The 17,863-nt window shown below is 45.6% G+C and carries 23 protein-coding genes; 14 read left to right on the plus strand and 9 right to left on the minus strand.

Annotated elements, in window-relative coordinates:
• Nucleotides 1–3: 3 nt before the first annotated feature.
• Together pyrI and V1U08_RS20350 are read left to right on the plus strand one after the other, a co-directional pair.
• A complete protein-coding gene (gene pyrI, locus V1U08_RS20345) occupies nucleotides 4–465 on the plus strand; it encodes an aspartate carbamoyltransferase regulatory subunit (protein WP_330471331.1) in 462 nt (153 codons plus the stop codon).
• Between the two features lie 130 nt (nucleotides 466–595).
• Nucleotides 596–985, plus strand: coding sequence for a RidA family protein (locus V1U08_RS20350; RefSeq protein WP_014233065.1), 390 nt, complete (start codon nucleotides 596–598; stop codon nucleotides 983–985).
• A gap of 76 nt (nucleotides 986–1,061) precedes the next feature.
• On the opposite strand, the gene V1U08_RS20355 is transcribed toward V1U08_RS20350, so the two are convergent.
• From V1U08_RS20355 to mlaF, 8 genes are all read right to left on the minus strand, one after another.
• A complete protein-coding gene (locus V1U08_RS20355) occupies nucleotides 1,062–1,787 on the minus strand; it encodes a 1-acylglycerol-3-phosphate O-acyltransferase (RefSeq protein WP_330471332.1) in 726 nt (241 codons plus the stop codon).
• A 129-nt stretch (nucleotides 1,788–1,916) separates the two neighbouring features.
• Entirely contained in the window at nucleotides 1,917–3,182 is a 1,266-nt protein-coding gene (murA, locus tag V1U08_RS20360) for a UDP-N-acetylglucosamine 1-carboxyvinyltransferase (protein WP_014233067.1), read from the minus strand.
• A 9-nt stretch (nucleotides 3,183–3,191) separates the two neighbouring features.
• Nucleotides 3,192–3,446 (minus strand): BolA family iron metabolism protein IbaG, encoded by a 255-nt coding sequence (ibaG, locus tag V1U08_RS20365; protein WP_014233068.1) that lies wholly within the window; start codon nucleotides 3,444–3,446, stop codon nucleotides 3,192–3,194.
• Nucleotides 3,447–3,449: 3 nt separating this feature from the next.
• Complete coding sequence (locus tag V1U08_RS20370) at nucleotides 3,450–3,770, minus strand: STAS domain-containing protein (protein WP_065302910.1); 321 nt, start codon at nucleotides 3,768–3,770, stop codon at nucleotides 3,450–3,452.
• Nucleotides 3,770–4,408, minus strand: coding sequence for an MlaC/ttg2D family ABC transporter substrate-binding protein (locus tag V1U08_RS20375; RefSeq protein ID WP_020334486.1), 639 nt, complete (start codon nucleotides 4,406–4,408; stop codon nucleotides 3,770–3,772). The genes V1U08_RS20370 and V1U08_RS20375 overlap by 1 nt, the downstream gene beginning before the upstream one ends.
• A gap of 2 nt (nucleotides 4,409–4,410) precedes the next feature.
• Nucleotides 4,411–4,899 (minus strand): outer membrane lipid asymmetry maintenance protein MlaD, encoded by a 489-nt coding sequence (mlaD, locus tag V1U08_RS20380; protein ID WP_014233071.1) that lies wholly within the window; start codon nucleotides 4,897–4,899, stop codon nucleotides 4,411–4,413.
• A 2-nt stretch (nucleotides 4,900–4,901) separates the two neighbouring features.
• A complete protein-coding gene (gene mlaE, locus V1U08_RS20385) occupies nucleotides 4,902–5,693 on the minus strand; it encodes a lipid asymmetry maintenance ABC transporter permease subunit MlaE (protein ID WP_014233072.1) in 792 nt (263 codons plus the stop codon).
• Complete coding sequence (gene mlaF, locus V1U08_RS20390; protein ID WP_014233073.1) at nucleotides 5,683–6,486, minus strand: phospholipid ABC transporter ATP-binding protein MlaF; 804 nt, start codon at nucleotides 6,484–6,486, stop codon at nucleotides 5,683–5,685. Before mlaF ends, mlaE begins: the two co-directional genes overlap by 11 nt.
• A 457-nt stretch (nucleotides 6,487–6,943) precedes the next feature.
• Here mlaF and V1U08_RS20395 point away from each other — a divergent pair, with 457 nt between their 5' ends.
• From V1U08_RS20395 to mgtE, 11 genes are all read left to right on the plus strand, one after another.
• Nucleotides 6,944–7,909, plus strand: a complete 966-nt coding sequence (locus V1U08_RS20395) for a calcium/sodium antiporter (protein WP_014233074.1) — start codon at nucleotides 6,944–6,946, stop codon at nucleotides 7,907–7,909.
• A gap of 39 nt (nucleotides 7,910–7,948) precedes the next feature.
• On the plus strand, nucleotides 7,949–8,920 hold the full coding sequence (gene kdsD / locus V1U08_RS20400) for an arabinose-5-phosphate isomerase KdsD (RefSeq protein ID WP_014233075.1): 972 nt from the start codon (nucleotides 7,949–7,951) through the stop codon (nucleotides 8,918–8,920).
• 77 nt (nucleotides 8,921–8,997) lie between these two features.
• Complete coding sequence (gene lptC, locus V1U08_RS20405) at nucleotides 8,998–9,561, plus strand: LPS export ABC transporter periplasmic protein LptC (protein ID WP_014233076.1); 564 nt, start codon at nucleotides 8,998–9,000, stop codon at nucleotides 9,559–9,561.
• Complete coding sequence (gene lptA, locus V1U08_RS20410) at nucleotides 9,542–10,036, plus strand: lipopolysaccharide transport periplasmic protein LptA (RefSeq protein ID WP_014233077.1); 495 nt, start codon at nucleotides 9,542–9,544, stop codon at nucleotides 10,034–10,036. Before lptC ends, lptA begins: the two co-directional genes overlap by 20 nt.
• A 1-nt stretch (nucleotide 10,037) precedes the next feature.
• Nucleotides 10,038–10,763 carry an LPS export ABC transporter ATP-binding protein gene (gene lptB / locus V1U08_RS20415; protein ID WP_014233078.1) on the plus strand — a complete coding sequence of 242 codons (726 nt, stop codon included), beginning with the start codon at nucleotides 10,038–10,040 and terminating at the stop codon, nucleotides 10,761–10,763.
• Between the two features lie 50 nt (nucleotides 10,764–10,813).
• Nucleotides 10,814–12,286, plus strand: a complete 1,473-nt coding sequence (locus tag V1U08_RS20420; protein WP_330471333.1) for an RNA polymerase factor sigma-54 — start codon at nucleotides 10,814–10,816, stop codon at nucleotides 12,284–12,286.
• Between the two features lie 23 nt (nucleotides 12,287–12,309).
• A complete protein-coding gene (gene hpf, locus V1U08_RS20425) occupies nucleotides 12,310–12,597 on the plus strand; it encodes a ribosome hibernation promoting factor (RefSeq protein WP_014233080.1) in 288 nt (95 codons plus the stop codon).
• Nucleotides 12,598–12,599: 2 nt separating this feature from the next.
• Nucleotides 12,600–13,046 (plus strand): PTS IIA-like nitrogen regulatory protein PtsN, encoded by a 447-nt coding sequence (ptsN, locus tag V1U08_RS20430; protein WP_014233081.1) that lies wholly within the window; start codon nucleotides 12,600–12,602, stop codon nucleotides 13,044–13,046.
• Between the two features lie 15 nt (nucleotides 13,047–13,061).
• Nucleotides 13,062–13,925 (plus strand): RNase adapter RapZ, encoded by an 864-nt coding sequence (gene rapZ / locus V1U08_RS20435; RefSeq protein ID WP_014233082.1) that lies wholly within the window; start codon nucleotides 13,062–13,064, stop codon nucleotides 13,923–13,925.
• 2 nt (nucleotides 13,926–13,927) lie between these two features.
• Nucleotides 13,928–14,203, plus strand: coding sequence for an HPr family phosphocarrier protein (locus tag V1U08_RS20440; RefSeq protein ID WP_014233083.1), 276 nt, complete (start codon nucleotides 13,928–13,930; stop codon nucleotides 14,201–14,203).
• A 244-nt stretch (nucleotides 14,204–14,447) separates the two neighbouring features.
• Nucleotides 14,448–15,803: a magnesium transporter gene (gene mgtE / locus V1U08_RS20445; protein WP_014233084.1), complete on the plus strand. Its 1,356-nt coding sequence runs from the start codon at nucleotides 14,448–14,450 to the stop codon at nucleotides 15,801–15,803.
• A 76-nt stretch (nucleotides 15,804–15,879) separates the two neighbouring features.
• On the opposite strand, the gene pmbA is transcribed toward mgtE, so the two are convergent.
• Nucleotides 15,880–17,223, minus strand: coding sequence for a metalloprotease PmbA (gene pmbA / locus V1U08_RS20450; RefSeq protein WP_243974989.1), 1,344 nt, complete (start codon nucleotides 17,221–17,223; stop codon nucleotides 15,880–15,882).
• A 110-nt stretch (nucleotides 17,224–17,333) separates the two neighbouring features.
• On the opposite strand from pmbA, the gene yjgA reads away from it, so the two are divergent.
• Nucleotides 17,334–17,861 (plus strand): ribosome biogenesis factor YjgA, encoded by a 528-nt coding sequence (gene yjgA / locus V1U08_RS20455; RefSeq protein WP_065297414.1) that lies wholly within the window; start codon nucleotides 17,334–17,336, stop codon nucleotides 17,859–17,861.
• Nucleotides 17,862–17,863 lie beyond the last annotated feature (2 nt).

Below are 17,863 nucleotides of genomic sequence, written 5' to 3' on the forward strand. Positions count from 1 at the left end.
GACATGGCTAAAGAAACTCAATTGCAGGTAGAAGCAATCAAAAACGGTACCGTAATCGACCACATTCCAGCACAAATCGGCATCAAAGTACTGAAGTTGTTCGATATGCATAACTCGTCTCAGCGAGTGACCATCGGCCTTAATTTGCCGTCGTCAGCGATAGGTCATAAAGACCTGCTGAAAATTGAAAATGTCTTCATCAACGAAGAGCAGGCGAGTAAGTTGGCACTGTATGCACCACACGCAACCGTGAACCAAATCGAAAACTACGAAGTAGTGAAAAAGCTGGCGCTAGAGCTTCCAGAAAGAATCAACGACGTATTTGAATGTCCAAATACAAACTGTATTTCTCACAACGAGCCAGTAGAGAGCAGCTTCAAGGTATTTGAGAAGAAAGAAGAGATTCGCCTGAAGTGTAAATACTGTGAAAAAGTGTTCTCAAGAGAGATCGTTACTGAGCGATAATTCAGTAAACATTTCAGACCTCTAATAAGTTTAAATGCCCTGTATTTACGGGGCATTTTGCTCTTTACCTACCATAGATTTAGAGGCACACTGACACTCTTTATTCGCTAAAACAGATGGAACAAATAAAATGACAAAAGTACTTCACACGGAATCAGCACCAGCAGCAATCGGCCCTTACGTACAAGGCGTAGATCTTGGCAACATGGTTCTTACTTCTGGCCAAATCCCTGTTAACCCTGCAACAGGTGAAGTATCTGCGGATATCGCAGAGCAAGCGCGTCAGTCTCTAGACAACGTAAAAGCTGTTGTAGAAGCTTCTGGCCTTAAAGTGACGGATATCGTGAAAATGACGGTTTTCGTTAAAGACCTGAACGACTTCGGCACAGTTAACGAAGTGTACGGCAAATTCTTCGACGAGCACCAAGTAGCAAACTACCCTGCTCGCTCTTGTGTTGAAGTTGCTCGCCTGCCTAAAGATGTTGGTATCGAAATCGAAGCTATCGCGGTTCGTAAATAAGTTAAACGCGTTAGTTCATTTGAATTAAAAATGGGTAGCCTGAGCTACCCATTTTTATATGCTTGTATTTGGAAGATTAAGCGGCGTTACGCTGTTTAACTTCTTCATCCAACTCTTGCAGCTTCTCTTTCATCTGCTCACGACAAGTGTTGGCTAACTCACGAATCCCTTCTTTGGTACAACCTTCTGTGCTAACTGGTGGCATCATTTCCACAATGACATGGCCGTTATTCCAGCGGTTCAGTTTGAGCTGATCAGTTGAACTACAAACGATAGGGATAATTGGCACGCCCGCACCAATTGCTGCGTGAAATGCACCTGTCTTAAATGGCAGTAAACCACGACCACGAGAACGCGTACCTTCTGGGAACATCCAAACCGACACATCACTCTCTTTCATGCTCTTAACCACTTGATCAATCGTGCCTTTCGCTTTTGAGCGGTTAGCACGGTCAATCAGAATGTTACCCGTCAACCAGTAAAGCTGACCAAACAGTGGCATCCACGCCAGGCTCTTTTTACCCACCGTTACCACTTTTGGTGTTACCGCCGCAGAAACCGTAAACATGTCCCAGTTGTTTTGGTGGTTTGCAATGTAAATGTGCTGACCACGCGAGTAAGCATCTTCGGGAAGACGTAGTTCAAGTTTAACCCCAAAAACACGCGACATCTTGGCAAACAGACGGCCAAAGGTGAATACGTGTTTAGGGTTTCGTGGACTTAACAGGCAGTAACCACAACCACCAATAAACATCACAATAGCAAAAATTGCGATAGCAAACACACGTAACAGTGCAATCATTCTTATTCTCCAGAAACCGACTTCTAACAGATACAGCTATTAATTTCTCTTACTATGAAAAAGAGAGTGATATAAAAAAGCCGAAACCTGAGTTTCGGCTCTTCATATCCAAATCATCTGCTGTGCAGTTTAACTTGTCACGCTCACGCGCTCAATATTTGCGCCAAGTGCAGCCAGTTTATTTTCAATTTTGTCGTAACCACGGTCGATGTGGTAGATACGATCGACGATGGTTTCGCCTTTCGCAATACAACCTGCAATAACCAGACTTGCAGAAGCACGTAAATCTGTTGCCATTACTTGTGCTGCGCTCAAAGATTCAACGTCACCACAGATAACCGTGTTGCCTTCGATCTCAGCTTTAGCGCCCATGCGCATCAGTTCAGGAACGTGCATAAAACGGTTTTCAAAAATGGTTTCCGTGATTACGCCGCCGCCTTTCGCCATCATGTTCAATAGCGTGAATTGCGCTTGCATATCGGTTGGGAAACCCGGGTGTGGAGCAGTACGGACAGTCACGGCTTTTAGCTCACGATCGGTCATATCAACAGAAATCCAGTCTTCACCGGTTTCTACCAAAGCACCCGCTTCTTCAAGTTTCGAGAGTACCGCTTCAAGCAAATGTGCGTTGGTATTGCGACATACAACTTTACCGCCAGATACCGCTGCAGCAACTAGGAATGTTCCCGTTTCAATACGGTCAGCAACAACACTGTGCTTACAACCGCCAAGACGCTCAACACCTTCAATCGTGATGGTATCTGTACCAGCACCAGTGATTTTTGCACCCAGTTTGTTTAGGAACTCCGCCGTGTCCACAATCTCAGGCTCACGAGCAGCGTTGTCTAGTGTGGTTTTGCCTTCAGCAAGTGTCGCCGCACACATAATAGTAATAGTGGCGCCTACGCTCACTTTATCCATCACGATATGCGCGCCCTTCAGGCGACCATCGACTTCTGCTTTTACGTAACCATCTTCTAAAGTGATGGTTGCGCCTAATTGTTCTAGACCAGTAATGTGTAGATCAACCGGACGAGCACCGATCGCACAACCACCTGGTAAAGAAACCTGACCTTGGCCAAAACGCGCAACTAGAGGACCTAAAGCCCAGATTGAAGCACGCATGGTTTTCACCAAGTCGTACGGTGCACAGTATTCATTGATGCTGCTTGGATCGACGTGAACCGAGCCGTTACGGTCTACTTTAGCGCCTAAACGCTTTAGCAATTCCATGGTTGTATCAATATCACGAAGGTGTGGCACATTCGCCACTTCTACTGGCTCTTCAGCCAAAATAGACGCAAATAAAATCGGCAGTGCTGCGTTTTTTGCACCTGAAATGGTCACTTCACCGACTAACGGTTTGTCTGACCCAATAACTCGAAACTTTTCCATCAATAAACCTTAAAGCGACATCAGTTTCTTATCACGAGCCCACTCTTCTGGTGTGAACGCTTTAATTGATAATGCATGAATGTCATTACGCTGGATGTAATCCATCAGAGGACCATAAATTAATTGTTGCTTCTTGACGCGGCTCATTCCCTCAAAGCAAGCATCAACAGCAACCACTTCATAGTGGCTACCTTCACCTTTCACATGCACTTCTTGAAGGTTTAGTGCTTCTTCTAATAACTGTTGTACTTTTGCGCTGTCCACAATTTACCCCTGATAATTCTGTATGTGTTTGTCCACTAACGATTCAACGTTACTTAGTTGAAACAGAGTGCGCAGTTGCGCGGGCACGAAACTGAGCATTATATGACAGTTTTGCTTTTTTGCATGCTCTATTAAGTGAATTAGCATCACCATTCCCGCAGAGTCGACTCGCACCACATCTTCTAGCGAACACTCAATCTCCGCTTGAGAAGGCTTCCATTGCAGAGCATGAGCCCACAATGAAGGCACTGAATCTCTGTCCAGCGCTCCAGAGAGCTTCAGGTTATTCGTGGTTAAGTTCCACTGAGCGTGAGACTGCGCCATTACTTTTTCGCCTCAAAACGAATCGGTTCCGCCGCCAATTTCTCAAGATCCTTCGCTACTGCCAAAATACCATCCTGGCGAATTTTCGAGTTCCACTCCGACTGCTTGCTTGATAAAAGGCTTATGCCTTCAGCAATCATATCGAACGCTTCCCATTCACTGGTTTTGTTATCTTTACGCAGTTTAAATTCTAGCTTGATGTTAGGACGCGGAGCATCAATGATATCGACTTTAACACTCGTAATTCGATCAGATGGATCAAGTTTTGGCTCCGGGCCAAACTCAATTTTCTGATCGCTGTACTGAGTCAGCACTTGCGCGTAAGACGCTATCAGGTAACCATGAAACGCATCAATAAACTCGAGCACATCTTCACGTTTAGTCCCTTTGAGATTTGGGCCTAACAATTTTAATGCGGCGTAACGGTAGTTGACGTAAGGCATCAACTCTTCTTCCACAACCACTTTAAGATGGTTGGGATCTTGTTTAATTTTTGGCTGCTCCGCTTTTAAGCGGTCAAACGTAACTTCTGACACTTGCTTCATCATTTGATAAGGCTGTGTTTTATCAACTTCTGCCGCATTCAAGTTAAAAGCTGCGAAAACCGCGACAACTGAAAGTAGTAATCTCTTCAACATAGTTATTCCTTACTTGAATCGTCTGAGCCACCCACGCTGTAAAGCACCTGACCAATTAAGTCTTCAAGTACTAAAGCAGATTTCGTGTCTTCGATGGTATCGCCATCAACCAACATCACTTCGTCATCAAAAACGAAGCCAGGTACCAAGCCAATGTATTGCTCGCCGATCAGTCCCGATGTCAGAATCTGAACACTCGATGTTTCAGGGAACTGATTGTATTGGCTATTGATCGATAAACTGACTTCTGGCAACAGGTTGTCTGGGTTGAGAGTAATATCACTCACTCGACCAATAACAACGCCACCTACCTTGACTGGTGAGCGGACTTTCAAACTACCAATATTATCAAACTCGGCTTTGAGGGTGTAAGTATCACCAGAGCCCATACTTTTTACGTCAGCAACTTGAAAAATCATCACAAGAATCGCGCAAATTCCCGCTAATACAAAGCTGCCAACCCATAATTCTGTTTTACGTGTTTGTTGCATGATTAATTCCCAAACATCAATGCTGTCAGTACAAAGTCTAGCCCCAGTACTGCTAAAGAAGAATGCACAACAGTGCGTGTAGTTGCTCGGCTGATCCCTTCCGAAGTCGGAATCGCATCGTAGCCATTAAACAGAGCGATCCAAGTAACAGTAATCGCAAACGCAAAGCATTTGATCATACTGTTGCCAATGTCCTGCCCCAGTTCGACAGAAGATTGCATCGCCGCCCAAAAACTGCCGTGGTCGACCCCTTTCCAGTCAACGCCGACAAGCTGAGCTCCCCAGATACCGACCGCCATGAAGATCATTGCTAGCAAAGGCATCGAGATAGCGCCAGCCCAAAAGCGTGGTGCAATCACTCGCTTCAACGGATCCACCGCCATCATTTCCAAGCTGGAAAGCTGTTCCGTCGCTTTCATCAAACCGATTTCTGCGGTTAAAGCAGAACCAGCACGTCCGGCAAACAGCAGTGCAGTAACAACAGGACCAAGTTCACGCAGCAAAGAAAGCGCAACCATTTGGCCAAGGCTGCCTTCTGCGCCGTAATCCACCAGTACAACATAACCTTGCAGACTCAATACCATACCGATAAACAAGCCCGATACGACAATAATCGCCAGAGACTGAACACCTACGGAGTAAAGCTGTTTGATGAGTAAAGGAAAGCCCTTCGTTGGTTGAGGCTTTGATAACAACGCGCCCAACAACATTAACGTTGCACGGCCAAAAGCTTCACAGATGGATAATGTGCGTCGACCTAATGAGGCGACAAATTGAATAAAGCTATCGACCATCAAATAAATCCTTTTCGATACTTTGAGAAGGGTAGCTAAACGGCACAGGGCCATCTGCATCGCCCTGTAAGAACTGCTGCACACGCGGATCAGGATTCTTTCTTAGATCATCTGGTGTACCAAAAGCGATGATTTTACCGTTGGCAAGTAAGTAAACCCAATCGGCAATACTCATGACTTCTGGCACATCGTGTGAAACGACGATAGAGGTCAACCCCAAAGCTTGGTTCAGGTTGCTAATCAGTTCGACCAACACGCCCATAGTGATAGGGTCTTGTCCAACAAATGGCTCGTCATACATGATCAAATCAGGATCGAGTGCTATCGCTCTGGCCAGTGCTGCGCGACGTGCCATACCACCAGAGAGTTCACTTGGCATTAACTGAGCCGCGCCGCGTAAACCAACCGCTTCGAGCTTGAGCAGTACCATTGTACGAATCAACTCTTCTGAAAGATTGGTGTGTTCACGGAGAGGAAAAGCCACATTATCAAATACATTCAAATCTGTGAACAAAGCGCCAGACTGGAACAACATGCTCATCTTTTTACGAGCATGATAAAGTTTTTTGCGTGACAGGGTTGGAATGTTATCGCCATCAAACCAGATCTCGCCTTGTTCGGGATACAACTGACCGCCGATCAAGCGTAACAGCGTGGTCTTACCGATTCCCGATGGCCCCATAATTGCGGTCACTTTACCTTCAGGAACGTGCAGATCGATACCATCAAAGATCGTGCGATTTCCGCGTGAAAAAGTGAGATTGTTAACGGTGACTAAATCGTTATTCGACATATCATCCCTTCTACTATCGGAGCGTTGGAACTCGCTGTATCATCAAGCCAACTCACGTCCGAATGTTTTTAATTTGTAACCATCGTGCTCCAACAACGTTAAGGTGTATGGTTGACAACCTTCGTACACAAGAGCGGTGGTTAGAAAGCGAAAAACGGCTTCGGTTCATTTATTAGGCTGCAATCATAAGCACATTAGCTGCGAATTAAAAGCACTGTTCGATTAAATAAAGTCGGTCAAATTCAATCAATTCTTGATGAACGATGACAGAGTCATGGCTTAATATTTAAATCTTAATGCAGAATCATTGCTTTAACAGTAGTGATTAGATGAGAGAAAATTAAACACAATTTCGTTACTAACCTTTAATTTATTCGTTGTTTATCTTCCATTTTCCGCTGCAAAAGGTCAAAATTAGCGGTTACTCATCACTCTCATTTAATAGTTAGGAATTATCATGCTCGAAGCCGTAGCGTTGCTTATCGTCGGTCTTGTTTTACTTGTCTGGAGTGCAGATAAACTTGTTTTTGGTTCTGCAGCCATAGCCCGCAACGTTGGCATTTCACCTCTTGTGATTGGTATGACAATCCTGGCTATGGGCTCCTCAGCCCCTGAAATGATGGTTTCTGCTACCGCAGCCCTGGATGGAAAGACCGACACCGCAGTTGGTAACGTTCTGGGTTCTAATATTGCGAATATTGCATTAATTCTGGGGATCACGGCGCTCATTAAGCCCCTTTCGATCAGTTCTGGAGTTATTCGTCGTGAACTGCCTTTGATGATAGCAGTCACATTACTTGCCGGTGTAATTCTTTGGAATAACCACCTCGGCTTTTACGAAGGTGCCCTTCTGTTTGTGCTGTTTGGGGCATTTTTATTTGTGATGTTGCAGATCAGCCGCAAAGAGCAAAAATCGGGTGACGCATTCCTCGATGATCAGGAATCTGAAATCCCAGAAGGTGTAAGCAACTCAAAAGCCGCAATCTGGGTAGTTCTTGGTTTAGTATTACTGCCTGTGTCAGCGAACATTTTGGTGGATAACGCGGTTATCATTGCTAAGCATTTTGGTATGAGCGATCTCGTGATCGGCTTAACCATCATCGCTATTGGTACCAGTCTGCCAGAGCTTGCCGCTTCTCTTGCTGGGGTACTCAAAGGTGAAGACGACATGGCAGTGGGTAATATCATTGGCTCGAACGTATTCAATATTCTCGCGGTAATGGGCATCCCTGGCATCATCAATCCATCCATGTTAAGTGAGTACGCAATGGGTCGTGACTTCTGGGTCATGCTGGGCGTTTCGCTACTGCTGGTTGCAATGTGTTTGGGAAGATCTCGCAGCATTAACCGTGTGGAAGGTGCCGTTCTTTTTGTTTGCTTCATTGGCTACCAAGTTTACCTGTTCGCGAACATGACCGCTTAACCACCTTATCTTTTCGTAGACATAAATTGGAGCTCTGATATGTCCCGTCAATTTGATTTTCGCGCTGCTGCAAAGCAAGTTCTTGATATTGAAGTTGCCGCTCTGCAAGAGCTGGATAAATACTTTGATGACCAATTTGAACAAGCTTGCGAAATGATACTTTCCAATAGCGGAAAAGTGGTCATCATGGGCATGGGCAAATCAGGCCACATTGGAAATAAAATTGCGGCGACGCTTGCAAGTACAGGGACTTCGGCGTTTTTTGTTCATCCGGGTGAAGCTTCGCATGGTGACTTAGGTATGATCAGCGCCGGAGACATTGTGATTGCCATTTCAAACTCTGGCGAATCCCATGAGATCCTGTCGCTGTTCCCGGTATTGAAACGCTTGAACATCAAGATCATCAGCATGACGGGCAAGCCAGAATCGAACATGGCGCAACTTTCAGATTTGCACTTACAGATCACGGTACCACAAGAAGCCTGCCCTCTTGGTTTAGCACCAACCAGCAGTACAACAGCAACGTTAGTCATGGGCGATGCCTTGGCGGTTGCGCTGCTTCAGGCTCGTGGATTCTCTGCTGAAGACTTTGCGCTTTCGCACCCTGGTGGCGCTTTAGGAAGAAAACTGCTGCTTAAGTTGTCTGATATTATGCATTTTGGAAATGCTCTGCCGAAAGTCTCTCCTGATTCGCTGATTCGCGACGCACTTCTGGAGATTTCTGAAAAAGGACTGGGTATGACCGCCATTGTCGATGAGCACGATGCTATGCTTGGTATATTCACTGATGGCGACTTACGCAGAACTTTAGATAAGCGTATTGATATTCATACAACCGCCATTGGCGAAGTGATGACGCAAAGCCCAACAACTGCGCATCCAGACATGCTTGCAGTTGAAGGTCTCAACCTCATGCAAAGCAAAAATATCAATGCGCTGATTTTATGTAATAACGGTAAAGTGGTCGGTGCACTTAATATGCATGATTTACTAAAAGCGGGTGTGATGTAAACTCATCACAACCACTTATTACACAGATTAAGGCAATAGTCAGGGACGTACTGAGCTAGAAGATAGGCCTCTAATTTATGAGTTTTACTCGCCTTATTTATTTGCTCTTGATATTCGTTATTGCATGGTGTGCTTATTATATAGTGACACCAAAAAGCACAGATACGATTCAAGTCGCACCAGATTCGGAACTGCCCATGTTCAGTGGTACTGGACTGGAAAATATCACCTATGGTGAAAATGGTGTTCGCAGTTACATCATTCGCTCCTCCAACTTAGATTATTATGCTAAGAGTGGAGAAACTATATTTAACAACCCGACATTAATGGTTTACCGTGAAGGTAGTGTCGTTGAGTGGAAGGTGACAGCTACAAGAGCTGTGTTAGATGAAAACCAAACGCTGACCTTATATGACAAAGTATTAATGCAGAACCTATTAGAAGGGGCAAGCTTTGATACCATGGCAACGGATAAGCTGGTGATTAACCTAACCAATCGTGATTTTAAAGCTGACCAACAAGTGATGTTGGTTGGACCACAATTTGAAACTACAGGAGGCGCAATGCAAGGGAACTTGAAACAGCATACTGCGACCCTGACAGATAACGTTCAAGGTCGATATGAAACCGTTACACCTTAGCCTACTAGCACTGGTTTTGGCGGCGCCTCATGCGCTGGCACTTAAGTCGGATACTCAACAGCCGGTTTACATAAACTCTGACACCCAACAGGTGGACATGAAGAGTAACCAGGTAATTTTCAGTGGTGATGTATCTCTTAAGCAAGGTAGCATCAATATCGATGCTGATAAGATCGTTGTCACTCGCGATCCTAAAACAGAAACAATTAATCAAATTCAGGCATTTGGCCAGCCAGCGACGTTCTCACAATTGATGGACGACGGTAAAACATTGAGTGGTCAGGCGACCGAGTTGGATTACCGTATATCGACTGACGAATTAACCATGAAAGGTCACGCTCAGCTAGCCCAAGACGGTAACACCATAAAAGGCTCGACAATCCGTTACCAAATCGGTCAACAAAAACTGGTGGCAGACAGCTCTGAAAACGAGCGTGTCACGACTATTTTGCAACCTAATCAGCTAGAGAAATAATATGGCGGTACTGAGTGCGAAAAACCTGGCGAAAAGCTACAAAAAACGCAAGGTGGTTACCGATGTCAGCTTAGAAGTGGAATCAGGTCAGATTGTTGGTCTACTGGGTCCTAACGGTGCAGGTAAAACGACATCCTTCTACATGATTGTCGGATTAGTGCCTCGTGATGAAGGTGTCATCACCATCGATAACCAAGACATCAGCATCTTGCCAATGCACAGTCGTTCGCGTCTTGGTATTGGCTACCTTCCTCAGGAAGCATCTATTTTTCGTAAGCTGTCAGTTGAAGACAACATTATGGCCGTTCTGGAAACTCGTCAGGAAATGACCAGAGAAGAACGCCAGGATAAACTGGAAGATTTGTTAGAAGAATTCCACATACAGCACATCCGAGCCAGCGCAGGCATGGCACTATCGGGTGGTGAACGTCGTAGGGTTGAAATTGCACGAGCTTTAGCGGCAAATCCTCAGTTTATTTTATTGGACGAACCTTTTGCTGGTGTTGACCCAATTTCAGTTGGTGACATCAAAAAAATTATTGAACACCTGCGCGACAGAGGCCTCGGTGTGCTTATCACCGACCATAACGTACGCGAAACACTAGACGTATGTGAAAAAGCCTATATCGTAAGTCAAGGACACCTAATTGCATCGGGAACTCCGGATGAAGTTCTCAACAATGAACAGGTGAAACAAGTTTATCTCGGTGAACAATTCCGTCTATGATTATATTAGGAACGGTAAGATTCTGAGCATTACAAGGTAAGTAACACTGAATGAAACCTTCATTACAATTAAAGCTAGGTCAGCAGTTAGCCATGACACCTCAGCTGCAACAAGCGATCCGTTTATTGCAGTTGTCGACCCTCGACCTTCAACAAGAAATTCAGGAAGCATTGGATTCAAACCCATTATTGGAAGTTGAAGATGGCCAAGATGAGCCTCTAGCTAACGGTGAAGATAAATCAGAGCTGGATGCATCTGAAAATAGCACCAGCGCTAACGAACCTACAGAAATTGACGTTCCTGACAGTTCCGATGTAATTGAGAAATCTGAAATCAGTTCAGAACTTGAAATCGACACCACTTGGGATGATGTTTACAGTGCAAACACTGGCAGTACAGGGCTCGCTCTGGATGACGATATGCCGGTGTATCAAGGTGAAACGACCGAGTCACTGTACGACTATTTAATGTGGCAGTTGGATTTAACCCCGTTTAGTGAAACCGACCGCACCATCGCAATGGCGATCATTGATGCCATTGACGAATATGGTTACTTAACCCTCTCTCCAGAAGAGATTCATGAAAGCTTCGATAACGAAGATATTGAACTTGATGAAGTAGAAGCGGTACGTAAACGTATTCAACAGTTCGATCCTCTTGGCGTGGCATCGCGAAATCTACAAGAGTGTCTGCTACTTCAATTAGCGACCTTCCCTGAAGATACGCCGTGGCTTGAAGAAGCCAGAATGATTCTGACCGATCACATCGATCATCTTGGTAATCGCGATTACAAACTGGTTATCAAAGAAACCAAATTAAAAGAAGCGGATCTGCGTGAAGTTCTCAAACTCATTCAGCAACTGGACCCTCGCCCGGGAAGCCGCATCACTCCAGATGACACCGAATACGTTATTCCTGACGTGTCCGTATTTAAAGATAATGGGAAATGGATGGTCTCCATTAACCCAGATAGCATTCCAAAACTAAAAGTAAATCAACAGTACGCCCAGCTCGGCAAAGGCAATAGTGCAGATAGCCAGTACATTCGTAGCAATTTGCAAGAGGCAAAGTGGTTAATTAAGAGCTTAGAGAGTAGAAACGAGACGCTACTCAAAGTTGCAAGATGTATTGTTGAACATCAGCAAGATTTCTTCGAGTATGGTGAAGAAGCCATGAAGCCGATGGTATTAAATGATGTAGCCTTGGCAGTCGATATGCATGAGTCCACGATTTCTCGTGTTACAACACAAAAATTCATGCATACGCCACGTGGTATTTTTGAATTGAAGTACTTCTTCTCCAGCCATGTTAGTACAGATAATGGTGGAGAATGTTCGTCAACGGCAATTCGTGCACTCATTAAGAAACTGGTCGCGGCAGAAAATACTGCAAAACCACTTAGTGACAGTAAGATTGCCGCTCTTCTGGCTGACCAAGGGATTCAGGTCGCGAGACGTACGATAGCAAAATATCGAGAATCCTTGGGTATCGCCCCTTCAAGTCAGCGTAAACGCCTACTTTAGGCACTAACTGAAAAGGAAAGTCTATGCAAATCAATATTCAAGGCCATCACGTTGATCTTACCGATTCAATGCAAGACTATGTTCAAACTAAGTTTCAGAAGCTCGAAAGATTCTTCGACCATATAAATCAGGTCCACGTTGTACTAAAAGTTGAAAAATTAACTCAAATCGCGGAAGCTACGCTCCACGTAAATCAAGGTGAAATCCACGCGTCAGCTGATGACGAGAATATGTATGCCGCGATCGATTCGCTGGTAGATAAACTGGTTCGCCAACTTAACAAGCACAAAGAAAAACTACACAGTCATTAATCATGCAACTGAGCGAAATACTGTCATTGGACTGCACGAAAAGTGCAGTCCACTGTACAAGTAAAAAACGAGCCCTTGAAATGATCAGCCGCATCGTCGCCGATCATACGGGTCAAGATTCTACCGAACTGTTCGAGTGCATGCTCAACAGAGAGAAAATGGGCAGTACTGGTATCGGAAACGGTATTGCTATTCCGCACGCAAGAATGCAATCAAGCGATAAAGCCGTTGCTGTGCTTCTTCAATGTGATGAAGCGATTGAATTTGATGCGATCGATAATCGTCCTGTCGATTTACTTTTTGCACTCCTTGTACCAGAAGAACAGTGCAAAGAGCATCTCAAGACTCTATCCTCTATGGCAGAGCGTCTGAGCGACAAGCAAGTACTCAAGTTGTTGCGCAATGCTCAAAGTGATCAAGAACTTTACGACATCATGATTCACCAATAAGCAGGACAATTAACCATGCGACTAATCGTTGTAAGCGGGCATTCCGGTGCGGGCAAGAGTATTGCGCTGCGTGTACTGGAAGACTTAGGTTACTACTGCGTTGATAACTTGCCAGTCAATTTGCTTGACGCATTTGTTCAGTCCGTTGCCGATAGCAAACAGAACGTTGCGGTGAGTATCGATATCCGCAACATTCCTAAAAAGCTCAAAGAATTCACAGGGACACTGGAAAAGCTCAAACAAGAGTTAGACGTGACCATGCTATTCTTAGATGCGGATAAGGAAACGCTACTTAAACGCTACAGTGAAACCCGTCGTATCCATCCCCTGTCACTTGGCAATGAATCGCTCTCGCTTGATCAAGCTATCGAACGAGAAAAAGAGATTTTGAGGCCACTTAAAACTCATGCGGATTTGGTACTTAATAGTAGTGGACAGTCGCTGCATGAGTTGAGTGAGACGGTTCGCATGCGAGTTGTGGCGCGCGAAAGCAAAGGGCTGGTGATGGTATTTGAATCTTTTGGGTTCAAATATGGCCTGCCTTCCGATGCCGATTATGTCTTTGATGTGCGATTTTTACCTAACCCACACTGGGAGCCGGGACTACGCCCATATACGGGTTTAGATGCCCCGATCGCCGCGTTTTTAGAACAGCATCAATCTGTCCTCGATCTAAAGCATCAAATAGAGAGCTTTATTGAGAATTGGCTTCCGCTGTTAGAAAAGAATAATCGCAGCTACCTCACTGTCGCCATAGGTTGTACGGGAGGGAAACACCGCTCGGTGTACCTGACACAACAAATCGGTGAGTACTTCGCGAAGAAGGGACACAAAGTGCAGATTCGTCATACCTCACTAGAAAAAAATGCTAAGGAGTAACGGTGGAATTAAGTCGCAAAGTATTGATCCAAAATCGTCTCGGCCTTCACGCGCGTGCCGCAGTAAAGCTAGTGGAACTGGCACAAAGTTTTGAAGCCGTCATCACCATTGATAACGAAGAAGACATCACCGCGACAGCTGATAGTGTGATGGGACTTCTTATGCTTGAGTCGGCTCAAGGTCAATACGTCACGATTCATGCCGCTGGCGACCAAGCAGAGCAAGCCCTTGACGCGGTGTGTCTGCTCATTGAAGATAAGTTTGAAGAAGGTGAGTAACACACTCACCTTTTATTTAATTTAATCAATGACTTCAAACCAAATCTTTCCAACTCCATTATCCTGAAGTAAGCAAACAACTTTGTGTTTGTCTTCAGTTTCAGTCATATCTCCTTCCGTTCTTTTACTGAGTTGCTTTCTTTTAGCAAATAATTTTGTTTAGTTTCACAAGTTGTTATTAAAAGGCGCCTAGAATTAAGTTATTATTCAACGCATTGTAAACATCAGGAATTGGGAGGAACGAATGGCAGAGCAAATAGAATTCGACCAAGCTCACCAAGCCCTCCAAGAAGTCACAGAAGCGTTGGAAAACGGACGCTTCGTCCATGTTCGCCGTCAACTCCAGGACATGGAACCTGAGGATATCGCTCACCTTTTAGAAGCGGCGCCACGTAAAAGCCGTGACGTGCTTTGGCAACTGACCGACCCTGAAGACTACGGTGAGATTCTTGACGAACTCAACGAAGACGTCAAAGACAACCTTGTATCCAAAATGGCCCCTGAAGCGCTTGCTGAAGCAACAGAAGGCATGGATACCGATGACGTTGCTTACGTACTGCGTAGTTTGCCAGATGACCTCTCACGCGAAGTCCTATCCCAAATGGACTCAGCAGATCGTCTTCGCGTAGAAACGGCCCTTTCCTACCCCGAAGATACCGCTGGTGGTCTAATGAACACCGACGTTATCACTATTCGTGGTGACGTCGACGTCGATGTAGTCTTACGCTATCTACGCATGAAAGGCGAACTGCCAGAAGCAACAGATGCACTGTATGTCATTGATGAAGAAAGCAAACTAATTGGTGAACTGCCAATCACAATGCTTATCACGACCCAGCCTGATGTCAAAATTATCGACATTATGGAAGACGCGGACGAAGCAATCACGGTGGATACCAGTGATTCTGATGTCGCGAGCCTGTTTGAACGTCGTAATTGGGTGTCGGCTCCAGTCGTGGATGAAAACCAACATCTCGTTGGCCGTATTACAATCGATGACGTGGTTGACGTTATTCGTGAAGACGCTGAACACTCGATGATGAGTATGGCGGGTATGGACGATGATGAAGATACCTTCGCACCTGTCGTTAAATCTGCGCGTAAACGCAGTATTTGGTTGGGTGCTAATGTTCTCGCTGCACTAGCAGCAGCCTCGGTTTCTAACATGTTTGAAGCGACTCTGGACCAAATGGCGGCGATTGCGGTCTTGATGACCATCGTACCATCTATGGGTGGGGTTGCTGGTAACCAGACAGTAGCCCTTGTCATTCGTGGCCTTGCCCTTGGTCATATCGGTGACGCAAACAAGCGAGAGCTGTTGATGAAAGAAGCGGCCATCGGTTTGCTTAACGGCATCATGTGGGCGCTGATCATCGGTGGTATTGTCGTAGCCTGGAAAGGCAACTGGATGCTGGGTGGCATTATCTCTGCCGCCATGCTGACCAATTTACTCGTTGCTGGTATCGCCGGGGTGAGCATTCCAATTCTGCTTAAAAAGATGAACATCGATCCGGCTCTGGCTGGTGGTATGGCGCTGACAACCGTCACGGATGTCATTGGCCTGTCGGTGTTCCTCGGGCTCGCAACCATCATGATCTAAAGTTGCCGCTAACGAATAAAAAAAGCCTGATGTTAAGTTAACATCAGGCTTTTTGGTATTTGAATCAGGCTTAAACTTACTCGCCAGCAACCTTCATAGTATCCAGTAAGATAGAGCCAGTCTGAATCTGAGAACGTGTTTCGACATCACTGCCAACGGCAACAATCTTGTTGAACATATCTTTTAAATTACCTGCAATGGTAATTTCAGACACTGGGTACTGAATTTCACCGTTTTCGACCCAGAAACCAGCCGCACCGCGAGAGTAATCGCCCGTGACGACATTCACGCCTTGCCCCATTACTTCAGTAACAAGAAGGCCAGTACCAAGCTCTTTCAGCATTTGCTCAAAGTTCTGTCCCGTCGATTTCACGTACCAGTTATGAATACCACCAGCATGGCCAGTTGGGTCCATTTTCATTTTACGCGCTGCATAACTGGTCAATAGATACGTAGCCAGTACACCATCGGTGATAATTTCACGATCTTGTGTGTAGACACCTTCACTATCAAACGGGCTAGATGCCAATCCGCGTAATACGTGCGGACGCTCTGAAACATTGAACCACTCTGGCAGAATTTGCTTACCAAGATGATCGAGAAGGAAGGACGATTGACGGTAGAGGTTGCCGCCACTTATCGCCATAACCAAATGCCCAATCAAGCCTGTCGCAACATCTGCAGCAAACATTATTGGGTATTGTCCAGTTTTGAGTCTCTGTGCATCCAGACGGTTAACGGTGTTTTCAGCGGCTTTACGTCCTACCGTTTCAGGTGTCCAAAGGTCATCACGATGACGAGCAACCGTGTAGCTGTAGTCACGCTCCATTTCACCGTTCTTACCCACGCCAATCACACAACAACTGGTGCTGTGACGACTCGAAGCGTAGCTTGCCAGCAGGCCGTGACTGTTGCCGTAGACCTTCACGCCATAGTGGCTATCGTAGCTCGCACCGTCACTTTGTTTGATTGCGCTGTCGTAGCTAAGCGCTTCTTTTTCTGCCGCGATCGCCACTTCTGCAGCGTAATCCGGATCTGGAGAGTCTGGGTGGAACAGGTCCAAATCTGGAATCGAGTCAACCATGTACTCTTTTGCTGCTGGCCCTGCGAACGGGTCTTCGGATGTGTAATGAGCAATATCCAGCGCCGCGATAACCGTTTGTTCAATCGCAGCCTCACTCAGATCGGACGTAGACGCACTGCCCTTACGCTGACCTCGGTAAACGGTAATGCCAAGTGCACCATCGCTGTTGAATTCGACATTTTCTACGTCCCCCATGCGGGTAGAAACACTTAAACCAGTGCTTTTAGTAATTGCGACTTCTGCGGCATCAGACTTAGTCGATGCAAGCTTTAACGCTCTTGCGACGGCCTGTTCTAGCTCGGTACGTTGCTCAGCAACCTGCTGTTTAATATCCATTGTCTTTCACATCTTGTATTTGATGTTCAATAGAATAACAAGAATTTCGCTTTCTCCCCACGATTCTTGTTAAAATAGTCATAATATTAATCAAAACACAGGCAACTGAAATGGCACGTAAGAATCAAAAAGCGCCATGGGAACCAGAAGAAGAGATCATCTGGGTAAGTAAATCCGAGATGAAGCGAGACATGGAAGAACTGCAAAAGCTGGGCGAAGAGCTTGTCGGCCTAAAGCCTTCAGTTCTCGAAAAGTTTCCATTGAGCGAAGACCTGAGAGAAGCAATTGCGGATGCACAACGCTTTAAAAACGAAGCGCGTCGTCGCCAATTGCAACGTATCGGTAAACTGATGCGTTATGAAGATCCAGAGCCAATCCAGGCAGCACTGGATAAAATTCGTAACAAGCACTCTCAATTGACGGCAGTCTTCCACAAGCTGGAAGCATTGCGTGATCGTGTAGTGGAAGAAGGCGATAAAGCCATTGATGACGTAGTAGAGCTGTACCCAGAAGCCGATCGTCAACGTCTACGTCAACTGGCTCGCCAGGCAGCGAAAGAGAAAAAATCGGGTAAACCAGCGAAAGCGTACCGCGAAATATTCCAAATCCTTAAAGGCCTTAACGAAGAAGAATACTAATT

Origin of the sequence: Vibrio sp. YYF0003 (genome assembly GCF_036350715.1) — a bacterium.
Lineage (GTDB): Bacteria > Pseudomonadota > Gammaproteobacteria > Enterobacterales > Vibrionaceae > Vibrio > Vibrio natriegens.